The 11,902-nt window shown below is 42.2% G+C and carries 11 protein-coding genes; 6 read left to right on the plus strand and 5 right to left on the minus strand.

What is annotated here, in order from left to right; genetic code table 11:
* Positions 1–537: 537 nt before the first annotated feature.
* The 4 genes from LU361_RS06265 to LU361_RS06280 all read left to right on the plus strand — a co-directional run bounded on the left by LU361_RS06265 (position 538) and on the right by LU361_RS06280 (position 4,149).
* A complete protein-coding gene (locus LU361_RS06265) occupies positions 538–1,209 on the plus strand; it encodes an alpha/beta fold hydrolase (protein ID WP_233087961.1) in 672 nt (223 codons plus the stop codon).
* Positions 1,210–1,568: 359 nt separating this feature from the next.
* A complete protein-coding gene (locus tag LU361_RS06270; protein ID WP_233087962.1) occupies positions 1,569–1,889 on the plus strand; it encodes a hypothetical protein in 321 nt (106 codons plus the stop codon).
* Positions 1,890–2,448: 559 nt separating this feature from the next.
* Entirely contained in the window at positions 2,449–2,808 is a 360-nt protein-coding gene (locus tag LU361_RS06275; protein ID WP_233087963.1) for a carboxymuconolactone decarboxylase family protein, read from the plus strand.
* A 30-nt stretch (positions 2,809–2,838) separates the two neighbouring features.
* The gene (locus tag LU361_RS06280) at positions 2,839–4,149 is read left to right on the plus strand and encodes a short-chain fatty acid transporter (protein ID WP_233087964.1); all 1,311 of its coding nucleotides are present in this window, start codon (positions 2,839–2,841) and stop codon (positions 4,147–4,149) included.
* Between the two features lie 125 nt (positions 4,150–4,274).
* Here the strand turns inward: LU361_RS06280 and LU361_RS06285 are convergent, their stop codons facing one another.
* Positions 4,275–4,991, minus strand: a complete 717-nt coding sequence (locus LU361_RS06285) for an NYN domain-containing protein (RefSeq protein WP_233087965.1) — start codon at positions 4,989–4,991, stop codon at positions 4,275–4,277.
* Positions 4,992–5,287: 296 nt separating this feature from the next.
* Positions 5,288–6,475 carry a Gfo/Idh/MocA family protein gene (locus LU361_RS06290; protein WP_233087966.1) on the minus strand — a complete coding sequence of 396 codons (1,188 nt, stop codon included), beginning with the start codon at positions 6,473–6,475 and terminating at the stop codon, positions 5,288–5,290.
* Between the two features lie 408 nt (positions 6,476–6,883).
* On the opposite strand from LU361_RS06290, the gene LU361_RS06295 reads away from it, so the two are divergent.
* Positions 6,884–7,531 (plus strand): acetyltransferase, encoded by a 648-nt coding sequence (locus LU361_RS06295; RefSeq protein WP_233087967.1) that lies wholly within the window; start codon positions 6,884–6,886, stop codon positions 7,529–7,531.
* 9 nt (positions 7,532–7,540) lie between these two features.
* Here the strand turns inward: LU361_RS06295 and LU361_RS06300 are convergent, their stop codons facing one another.
* Positions 7,541–9,475 (minus strand): hypothetical protein, encoded by a 1,935-nt coding sequence (locus LU361_RS06300; RefSeq protein WP_233087968.1) that lies wholly within the window; start codon positions 9,473–9,475, stop codon positions 7,541–7,543.
* A gap of 229 nt (positions 9,476–9,704) precedes the next feature.
* On the opposite strand from LU361_RS06300, the gene LU361_RS06305 reads away from it, so the two are divergent.
* Positions 9,705–10,478: a TSUP family transporter gene (locus LU361_RS06305; RefSeq protein ID WP_233087969.1), complete on the plus strand. Its 774-nt coding sequence runs from the start codon at positions 9,705–9,707 to the stop codon at positions 10,476–10,478.
* A gap of 16 nt (positions 10,479–10,494) precedes the next feature.
* On the opposite strand, the gene LU361_RS06310 is transcribed toward LU361_RS06305, so the two are convergent.
* Both LU361_RS06310 and LU361_RS06315 read right to left on the minus strand, forming a co-directional pair.
* A complete protein-coding gene (locus tag LU361_RS06310) occupies positions 10,495–10,797 on the minus strand; it encodes a putative quinol monooxygenase (protein ID WP_233087970.1) in 303 nt (100 codons plus the stop codon).
* A gap of 36 nt (positions 10,798–10,833) precedes the next feature.
* Positions 10,834–11,868 (minus strand): zinc-binding alcohol dehydrogenase family protein, encoded by a 1,035-nt coding sequence (locus LU361_RS06315; RefSeq protein ID WP_233087971.1) that lies wholly within the window; start codon positions 11,866–11,868, stop codon positions 10,834–10,836.
* Between the last annotated feature and the right edge of the window lie 34 nt (positions 11,869–11,902).

Raw genomic sequence — 11,902 nt, forward strand, 5'->3', positions numbered from 1 at the left:
TCAATACCACCATTAATATATCGACCTCCAACCCATGACCACCATCGTGACACCCATCCGCACTTTCTGTAAAAATCAAAATTATTAGCTAAACCAAGTTGGATTCACCGTGCCCATCGAACCTGTCGTTCACTTAACATATAGTAGCGTTACCCTATAAGTAAAAAATCCACTAAATAGATCATTAAAGCAAATATAAAAACCAACCTTTGACTGGTTGGCGTTTATATTTATGCTTTACCAATTTATTAACTGATAAATTTTGACAAAAGAAGAAAGTTATTAGATCTTAACATTTAATCGATAAAAGCCCTAAAAAGACAATTTAACAATGATTCTTACGCCAAATTTTATAACAAGTTGACGTAATAAAACTTTCAGGATAGCGTTGAGAAAAATAAAGACCCCAGACCCAATAGAAAGTGAAAAGTTAGATCATGCCATAGTAATGGCACAAATATTTAGCCCTCTGATTTCATTCTTGAGAAGCCAAAATCATCACAATAATTTTAGCTACTCGTACAGAAAGGTATAATCATGCAATTTGCGGAAATTACAAATAAGGACACCCAACAGAGGAGCGGACCTCTCAGAGGTCAATGTTGTGTAAAACCGGGCGGGAAAATTAAAGGGACTTTTTTTCTTGGTGGTGCAGGAATGGATGGCGTATATATTCCTAAAATGATTCAATCATTTCACTCCGCTGGAATAGCAAGTGCCATTCATCTAGATCGTGACAAGTGGTCAGGCGGTCAAGCTCTTGATGTAGCAGCAGGAGTATTTATCGGACGAGAATATGACCCTAGATTTCCAATGCTGCTTCGTATGCATAGTAACTCGCACGAACAATTTAACTTAATTGGATATTCATATGGATCGATCATCGCAGCACAACTAGCAGCAAAATATTCTAGAGGAGGGACCATTGTTAACAACTTAGTTCTAATTGGAAGCCCAATTAGTAATAAATTCCTATCTCAATTAAAATCTAACAGGTTAATTAACAAAGTAACGGTAATAGATCTTGATGAACAAGGTGATCCAATCTACGCAGGGATGAAGGCTCACGAGTTAATTACTAGCACACCTAAGCTCTTCTTACAAATGAATGAGTCAAGCGGTCACTTTTACTACGCTGAAAAGGGCACTATCGGAGATAATAGAAGAAACGCACTAGCTAAAGAATTATATGAAATGGGGTTGAGGTAATGTCTTTCAATAAAAGCATATCATCGCTTTTTATCTACTTTTTATCACTTACCCTGCTTATCGGAGCAGCGTCTTTTATAATTTTTGAATCGCGCAATTTCATCCTAGAGGGCCATGGAATAGGCATATATGGCGTCTTAATCTACTACACATGTGCATTTGTAAGCTCTATCCTTTGGATTGCTTCATATTTTCTGTTAAAGAACAAAATACGTGCAATAATATATTGGATAACAGTAACTATTATAACTACTTTTTTTGCTTTGCAACCAACATGGTGGGCAGCGCCATAAAAATCTAGTAAAGAAAGACGGAATCATTAAGTAAGAGCAACATGCATTTTAGTTTACAGTGTAATTGTGAGTTTTTCTGAAAGACGCGAATACAGCAAGGTTAGTTTAGACTACTATCTACTAACACCCAACGAGCTGTCTCAACTTGCCAAATACTGCGAAAATAACCCCCAGTTCACTTACAGCGCTGCTGACGGCCCAAAACCAATAATTACGCACCTACACTGCCATTTAGAAGAAGAAACGATAAACTCCTACGCAATCGATCATAATTTTGAAAAGACATCCAACAACCTGTTCAAGAGAGAACAAACAGAAACAGAAATAGAATTTGAAAAAAACGGTACGGGTAAAATTATATTAACAACTGTCTATGAGTATCTATAACGGGGTGAGTTCACTACTTGAAACATTATGGACTATTGGAGTCAGCTGTGCGGTTGGTCACCTATCTGCCTAAGTACATTCACAGTTAACGTATATTAATTTTTACAACAGCCAAACATACATTCTGGATTTTTCTCTCAATACCACTTCAAACTTTTTTGTTGCTCTAACAAAGTTACTGATTTCTTGTAACCGTTGCCTTCCTGTGAAAACAGGGCATCACTTTTCAAGCACATAATCACTTTACTTAGATTTTCCCAACCGTCTTCTTCTAATCAATTAATAATGCAATGCGTTTTTTCTCAGGCATTCCTTGGCCCGCAAATTAATCACTTATCAATAAGGTTGGCTATCAAATGGGGATCATGATACGTCGGGCCTACAGCCGATTTACCGGTATTACTGCTTATCATTGGAATATGGTACCAAAGTGCTATACAGGGCAATTACCGATTTGGTTTACTGTAACTATCGAATGATTCACAGAAACAGGAGACTCCACTGCATGAGCAAAGATTATGACACCTATCAGGAAGGGCTTAAAATTCGGCGCGAAGTGATGGGAGATGCCCATGTAAACCGTGCAATGGATAATGCATCGGAATTTAGCATGCCACTGCAGGATATGGTGATCAGAAATGCCTGGGGTGAAGTTTGGGTTCGCGACGCTATTAGTAAAAAAACACGAAGCCTGGTTACCGTTGCGACCCTCGCAGCGTTGAAAGCTTCCACGGAGCTAAAGGGTCACGTTAGGGGTGCTCTGCGAAATGGATGCACAGTGGAAGAAATTCAGGAAGTATTACTTCATTCAGCGGTTTATTGCGGAATGCCGTCGGGCATTGAAGCTTTTCGTGCGGCCGAAGAAGCCATCATCGCCTGGCAGGCAGAAGTCGAGCAGGAGTCTGACCAGAACACCTAACTAGACACTTTAAATAAAAAGGAATTCACCATGCTAAATGCGGCTGCAAAACCTTTTGTAAAACTGGTAGAAAAATATTTGCCAGACCCATTTGTGTTTGTACTTATCCTGACAGTGCTGGTTATGGGATCAGCCATCCTGCTGGAGCAACAACCAGTCACCGTCGTCTTACAGCAATGGGGAGGCGGGTTTTGGGGATTACTGACCTTTTCTATGCAGATGCTACTGGTGTTGGTTTGTGGCCACATGCTGGCCAGTACTAATCCGGTAAAAGCAGGTCTGAATAAACTTGCCGCATTGGCCGCCTCGCCGGGCCGGGCAATTATCCTTGTCACCGTGGTATCCATGGTTGCCAGTTGGCTAAACTGGGGTTTTGGCCTAGTAGTGGGCGCCTTATTTGCCAAAGCAATCGCCAGGCGTGTTCAGGTTGATTATCGCTTGCTGGTTGCGAGTGCTTACTCAGGTTTTGTGATTTGGCATGGGGGCCTGGCAGGCTCCATTCCACTGACCATTGCTACTCCCGGACATTTTAGTGAAGACACCATTGGCGTAATCAGTACCAGTGATACGCTGTTTTCAACGCTTAATTTAACCTTACTGGCTATTCTTATTATTGTTATCCCGCTGGTGAATCGAGCTATGATGCCGCCAAAGGACGAAGGGATATATGTTGATCCGCAGCAGTTGGAAGAACCGCAACTGAATAAGCAGGAACATGAACTAAATCCGGCTGAAAAATTAGAGCAAAGCCGATTGTTAGGTGGGATAGTCGGTTTAGCAGGGATCGCCTACCTAGCGTTTTATTTTAATGACGGCGGTTCGCTTAATCTCAATATTATTAATTTTTTGTTTTTATTTTTGGCGATCTTACTGCACGGTTCACCGGCGCAGTTACTGCACAGTTTACAAAAGGCGATTCAGGGAGCTACGGGTATCGTTCTGCAGTTTCCTTTTTATGCTGGCATTATGGCGGTGATGGTGCAATCAGGTTTAGCCCGCGATTTATCTCAATGGTTAATCAGTTTTGCCACGGCAGACTCCCTGGCAGTATGGAGCTTCTTAAGCGCGGGTATTGTTAATATGGTCGTGCCATCGGGTGGCGGCCAGTGGGCAGTGCAAGCGCCTGTTATTTTGCCTGCCGCAATTGAGTTGGGTGCAGATGTTAACAAAGTTGCCATGGCGGTAGCCTGGGGAGATGCCTGGACTAATTTGATACAGCCATTTTGGGCACTGCCTGTGCTGGCGATTGCTGGATTAAAAGCCAGAGACATAATGGGATTTTGCCTAGTTCAGTTAATCATCACAGGCGCCATTATTAGTGCGGTGTTTATCGCCATGTAAGTAACTGGGCATATCGTTGCGCCAATCAATCATGCCATTGACCGAATCAGTTATTTACCTTGAAGGTTAGCTTTTTATCGGGAGAAATGTAGGGTGTGATTGGTTTGGCGCTTACCATTAACCTTTTACAACAGCCGAATATACATTCTAGATTTCTCTCTCAATACCACTTCAAATTTTTGTGTTGCTTTAACAAAATTACTGAGTTTTTTGTAACCACTGCCTTCCAGTGAAAACAGAGCATCACTTTTCAAGCACATACTCACTTTACTTAGATTTGCCCAACCGTCTTCTTCTAAACAATTTAGGGTAGCACTTTTTAGTATATGAATAGCCGATTCCATGTGTTCAACGCTATTGTTCACGCGTACGTTTATGTCTGATTTACTGCTAGGCAACTCAATATTATCGTCGTTATTTTCTATGTAAATAAAATGCGAACAGGCTTCAACGAATGAGGGTAATGTTTTCTTTTCTCCAAAGCCGTAAACGGTTTTACCAGATTCTTTCAGCCGAACTGCCAATGCCGTAAAATCGCTGTCGCTACTCATCAGAGCAAAAACATCGATGGAGTTTAAATGCAAAAGATCCATAGCATCGATAATTATTGCGCCGTCGACGGTATTCTTGCCAGTAACGTATACCGGTGTTTGAATTTGACGAACTGCGTGTGAATTCAGTGAATTCTTCCAATGACTGTTAGAAGGTTGGCTCCAATCTGCATGGGCGTGTCGTACATCAATTCTACCCAATTTAGAAAGCTCATTAATGACGCCATCCAATGATTGATGACGAGAGTTTTCACAATCAATTAATAATGCAATGCGCTTTTTCTCAGACATTCATTGACCCGCAAATTAATCACTTATTAAAAAGGTGGATTATTAAAGAAAATAACTTGCTATAAAAGATGTATTCGTCGCTAAAAGCGGGGCAGGAAGCACGGGGTAATCCGCGCTTAAACTTGAGGGCTGATTTTTCATAGCAAGCAGATTGATTACCGTTGTAATTTCGACACCCAAAGGATGGTGGTTAATTATTGCTAATCAATCTGCTAGTTTTATCAGTATTTACCTAAAACGAATATCTCCTAAATGAAGAGAACGATAACGAATTCGTATATGTAATTTTTTAGATATTAACCAAATTTAATTTCTGTTAATGCTGAGCTGATGGGTGCATTTAACAGAATCAATCGTTTGCTGTTCGATGACTTATTCATAGCTTCCATCATTTCTAAACCTTCTTGCGCCGTATTTAAACTGTATGCGCCGTTATACAAATCCAAATCGTTCATTGGGTAAGAACGATGATTTTTTCGGTAAATAACAGCGTTAGCAAAGTCTGTGTACAAGTTACCGAAGGCCTCAATAAAACCCGAAGGATGTCCCGGTTTGTAGCGATTGTATCGCGGCGCGTTGGCGGTATAGCAAAAACTGCCACGCTCAACGATTTCTCGGCGGCCATCGCTGTAATTAATTAACAAGGTTTCGGGTTCACTTTGCTGCCAACTCGCCGAGGCGTGTTCACCGTATATTCTAAACGACAATCCATTTTTCGAACCCAACGCAGACTTACTCACCCAAGTACGCGCGTGAAAGCAGTCTTCGTATTCAATCAAGGATGAAACGTCATCTACCACATTGGGATAGCGGCCAAAATTATTTTGCTCGGCTCGCACTGAAATCGGATGCCTTTTGGTTAAGAAGTAAATCATCTGATGAACGTCGGTGGTTAAATCCAAATGAATGGTAGGAATATCACCATCGCAGGCGTGCCAAGATTTCGATTCCGAAGGCTTCGCGCTTTTAGCGCCGCGTATCATTGATTCTTGCGGCATTTCTATTTGAATTTGCTTGAGCTCACCCAGCTCCCTGCGCAAAATTCGGGTACGCAATTCTCGCACCATTGGGTAGGCAGAATAGTTGTAGGTCACACACAAAAAACCGTTGGTTTTTTCCAACACCGATTTTATGCGGTATAAAGAGGCTAAATTATAAGTGATGGCTTTTTCACAAATAACCGGAATACCTAACTTTAACGCCGCAATTACCATGTCTTCGTGTTGGGGCGTAGGCGATAAAATGGCTATTGCGTCTATATTGCCAACTTCTTGATTTAACAGCTCTTGCCAACTGTCGTAAACCCGATCTTTATCGACACCGTAGTGTTCACCGCTTTCAGCGTTGATAGAAAACTTTGAACTGAACGCGCCGCAAGTCAGTTGCCACGCCTTATCCATTTGGCTAGCACACACGTGAGTGTAACCAATGGAAGAATTCACACCGCCGCCAATCATTCCTAACTTGAGGGTATTTGTATTCATAAATAACCTTTAAAAAATAGCTAGATTGATAATATTTTTGAATTCACCTACCTAGAAGGGGGAGGTAAAAATCGCTGCTACATTGAAATTTATTATTGAGAGCTTGCTCTGAAAACATCTTGTGTATTATTAGGTTCGCATTTATCGGGTCAGACAAATGCGAGAATTCTTTAGACGATACGAATGGAATGTAAAAGTATAGGTGAGTTTGAAATACTCGCCATTGCTGATTGATAGAATTTACGAATTAAAAAACACTGGTTATGACATTGGTTATTAGGTTTAGACACTTCAAAAACAACGCCAACGCTCTGCCTGGAATATCGCCTGAACTAGCATATACTTATTTATGTAAAAACACATTGCATTCTTCTTTCACTGTTGATTCACCAATGCAGAAGCAACTTCATGAACTTTAATAATAAAAAATATTGTATCTACGGCACCGGAGGGTTTGGTCGAGAAGTGCTGGCGTGTTTAACTGACCTATTGTCTAGCACCGGCAGCAACACAAAAGACAACGCAGTATTTATGGTAGCCGATCAATTTTATAATCAACCCTCAGTTATGAATGTACCCGTCATAAAGGAATCTGAGTTTACCGCTGACAAGTACAAAGTGATTATCGCAGTGGGTGATCCTCACGCCAGAAAAAACATCGTCGAACATTTACCACAAAATACCGAATACACCACTCTTATTCATCCGAGCGCCGTTGTTTCCCAGTGGGTTGAAATCGGAGAGGGCAGTGTTATCACCGCCGGAGTCATCATAACCTGCAACATAAACATAGGCCGACATGCGCATTTAAACTTACACTCCACCGTTGGTCACGATTGCAATATCGGCGACTATTTAACAACGGCACCAGGGACTAACATCAGCGGTAATTGTACGCTGGGTGATTGCGTTTACTTTGGAACAAACTCTTCGGTCCGCCAAGGCGCCAGGATTTGCGACAACGTTACTGTCGGGATGGGAGCCGTGGTGGTAAAAGACATCGATGAACCAGGAACCTATATTGGCAACCCGTTGAAAAAATTAGAGAAAAAATAACGCCAAATATTACGACGCTATTCCTGTTTTACTGACCGAGCTTATCAGCTGTTCTCGATCAGAAACGTTCCACAGTTGTTTATCTTCTGCTTGAATAGTTTCGTGGTTTTGATAAACCCAATAACACAGCTCAGCAAGGTCTTCGACAACATCGTCGTTGCTGGCATCAAATAAAAACTGATCAATGTTTTTATCCAATAAATATTGGCTTAGCTCAATGCGTAATGCTTCATTCTCTATTAATTGAATCGCCGCTGCTTTGTATTCATCGATAGAATTGGCGCGGCAAAACTCAGGCAAACCAATTCTAGAGCTGAGTTCGGAATCAATATGACTGTGTGTTTCCGGTCCGTCTAAGCAAATCACTGGAATAGCCAAGCGCGCGCAGTCGATAAATCCATTGGTATTACCAAACGGAAATGGACTGAAGGCAATATCACAATTACTAAGAACGGCCATGTAGTTTTTGTAGGGCATATTTTCATACACCGTACACGGCAGTATTTCGGTTAAACGCAACTTAATGGCCGCGTAGTTGATGCCCGACATATTTGGAAAAAAATGAAACTCAACATTTTTCTTAGTGGTTTCATAAACATACTTACAAATGCTCAGCACAGCCGGGTTCAGCTTGTAAGCAATGCTCGGTACGGCTATTTTTAATGTCTCTGGATTCTTATTAATGTGTGGGTAAATATCGCAATTGAGCGACCCCAAGCTGAACGCGAGAGTTCCCTTTTTAACTTCCACCCCGGTTTCACTCCAACGGCTTGCATCACCGGTAAAGCCTTCTTCGCCAACAAAATAGTCGATATTCTCGCAATGACTGGTTGCCGGATGTCCCATGGTCATCATTTGAATCGGCGCCAACCGATATTGCGCACAGCTTACCACCCAGGCTTCCATACCAATGCTGGGATAAAAAATAATATCCGGTGCCTGTTTTACGATGGCGCCGATAATCGGTTTGATGTCTACTACCACCCCTTTGTTTTCTAAAATGACGGTTTCGTCAAAATCGGCGATGGATTTTTTATCGAATCGTTTGGGCAGCGACATAAAAACCGTTTTAAAGTACTTATTAAGTTTTGAAATAGCACGACCGTAACACCGATACATGGCGTGATCCGACGTATAACGCTCGCAGACAACTAAGATTGTCGGCTTATCTTTTAAGACACGCTCTTTAGAAATAAACGGTTGTTTTGCTCCATTTTTTTGGCAGTAGTTTTTTACGATCTTATTGAGATGGATTTTAATGTTGTGCTTTTCTGGATTGTTCATATAACTGCAAAACATCCAGGTATTTACCAGACGAATCATCGCAGTATCGGACGGTACGATGGAAGCAAACTTCTCGCCGTGATGGAGCAGCGAATTGCGAGCGTGATCGGACGTTTCGGTCAACACCATCTCGTTATCGAGTAAACTTAACCAAAACAAGAAAGCCAACTCTTTTGGCAAAGCATTCAGTAATTCAGTCAAAATCTCAGCGCCGGAGTTGGCGCTACAGGCGACCATGACTTTTAAGAATTCAGATTCATTTTTATAAGATACTTTGTCATCAGCGGTTTTTTCACCGATGAGCGCAAGTATATGAGACATGTCGGCAAAATCGGTGGCAGCAAACACGGTGTCGAGATACCGCTTAAACAACATCAAATACTCAAAACCTCCGCGACTGAGCACCAATCCCGGATCAGATAGCAATGCAGTAACGGCCGCACAAAAGCGCGTCAAAAGAATTTTAGAGCGGCTTTTGTTTCGGTTTCTAATTGCGCCACCGTCGTCTTGCAGCGTGACAAAATCCCACGTTTTTTGCTCAAACCCTTGCAAGGCTTTTAGCAGCAACAGTGTTGCGTTCTCGTAATCTCGGTTGTATACCGCACGCTCTAAATCTTCAAGGTCGTAGGTTTTCTCACAAACGTGTGTGTCAGAACTCATGGGCCACTCTCGGTAAGCGTCAAGAAACTGCCGTTTAATGTTAAAAATAGAAGTTTAGGCGTTAGAGCAGCATCTATGCCACGCAACCAATGGCCGCGATATATCAGGTTTTAATAGTATTTAATCGCGAAGTACTCTATGGTTGGAGGCCCTTTTTATCGGTTTTTAGAACCTATTCAAAAACGAACTCAACCAGGCTGTAGTACCTTCATCTTAATAAGGTAGTTTGATGATCGCTGAATTTTCTTATCAGATTTTATTACTGTTGTTTTTTGCCGCCGTATTTGCAGGCTTTATTGATACATTAGCCGGTGGCGGCGGATTGATTACCCTACCAACTTTGATACTGGCAGGGATTCCGCCCATTTCGGCACTGGGCACCAATAAACTGCAAAGCAGCATGGGCACGGCAACGTCTTCATTATTAATGTTAAGAAAGCGAAAGGTCACATGGGATGAAGTCAAACCATTAATGCTAACGGCATTTATTGGCTCGTGCTTAGGTACGGCAGCCATTCAGTTTGTCGATTCACAAGCATTGTCTTTTATTATTCCGGCGGCACTTTTAGTCATTGCGATTTATTTTTTATTTTCGCCAACACCAACGCAAGATAAACAAACACCCCAGGTATCTCAGTCAACCTTTAAAAACGCGATTGTACCTTCGGTGGGGTTTTACGACGGTTTCTTTGGTCCAGGCACTGGCTCATTCTTCGCGCTCGCCGGAGTTACCGCCAACGGTAAAGGATTGATTAAAGCCACCGCGATGGCAAAACCTCTTAACTTCGCCACCAACATCGCCTCGCTGACTATTTTTATTGTACTTGGAAAAGTCGTGTGGGTGGCGGGATTATTGATGATTACCGGTCAGGTACTCGGCGCTTGGGTGGGTTCGCATTTCCTGCTAAAAACAAAACCTATTTATATTCGAGGTTTAATTGTATTAATTTGCTCAGCCATGCTCATTCGATACAGCGTTGATCAGGGCTGGCTGAGCAGATGAGTATAACTACCGAGTTTTATACGGATTCAAGCACTTCGCTCATTTCATTTAAGGTGAAATTAGCCACTGCGCCGTCAACTGCTTCCATATACGCTTTAAGGTGATCGTTGTTCATGTGTGCTTGCCACAACTCACGGGATTCCCATTTTTCAAAAAATAAAAATATTTCTGGGCTTTGGTTGTCTTGATGCAGATCGTAGGTAATACAACCTTGCTCGGCTCTGGTTGGTTGAATCAATTTAATAAGTTCGGTTTTTACCAAGTCGACTGCTTCAGGCTTGGCTTCAATTTTCGCGACAATGGTGAGTACGGTATTCATGGTTAATTCTCTAAAATAAAATTGAAAAGATTATGATCAAAAACCTTCAAGAACAATTTTTCCAACGGTGGAATTTGTCTCAAGCTTTCGATGTGCATTTTTTAGATTCTCGGCATTGATGATTCCACCGTGTTCACCTACGGTGGTTTTAATATGCCCGGCATCAATTAATTGAGCCAGCTCGGTGAGTAACTCGTGCTGCTTAATCATATCGTGGGTATTGAACATTGAGCGCGTGTACATAAATTCCCAATGCAACGATATGGATTTTAGTTTCAGTTTTTTAATGTCGATGGAATCAGCAGGGTCGTCAATCAGTGCGAGCTTTCCTTGCGGTGCCAGAACATCAACAATTTGATCAAAGTGTTGATCGGTTTGATTCAAGCTAATCACATGGGTTACTGAAGGTATATTCAACGCGTTTAAGTGCTCTGAAAACGATTTATGGTGATTAATCACATGATCAGCACCCAAACTTTTCACCCATTCCACGCTCTCGGTACGAGAAGCCGTACCAATCACGGCAGCGTTAGTCAGTTTTACGGCCAGTTGGGTCAAAATGGAACCCACGCCACCGGCTGCGCCAATAATTAAGATGGATTCATCACTTGTACCTTTTGGCGCAGAAGGTTGAATTGCGCTGATGTTTAAGCGATCAAACAATAATTCCCACGCGGTAATCGCCGTTAAAGGCAAGGCGGCCGCTTCGGTATCGGTGAGCGTTTGCGGTTTTTTACCGACAATGCGTTCATCCACCAATTGATATTCGGCGTTCGATCCCGCGCGCGTCAAATCACCGGCATACCACACCTGATCACCCACACGGAAGTTTTCCACGAGATCACCAATTTCCACCACTTCACCAACGGCATCCCAACCCAAAATACGATACTCATCGCCGTCGAGAGGCGCCATAGCTCTGCGCACTTTGGTATCAACAGGGTTCACCGATATCGCGTTCACCTTGATTAACACATCACGCCCAGAGGCTTTGGGTGTCGGCAGTTCAATATCAATAAGGGATTTGTCTTGGTCGATATCTCCGGGGGAACGGTAGCCAATCGCTTTCATGGTGGTATCTCTTTTGTTAGTTGAACAACGGGTA

Source organism: Sessilibacter corallicola, assembly GCF_021290925.1.
Classification (GTDB): domain Bacteria; phylum Pseudomonadota; class Gammaproteobacteria; order Pseudomonadales; family Cellvibrionaceae; genus Sessilibacter; species Sessilibacter corallicola.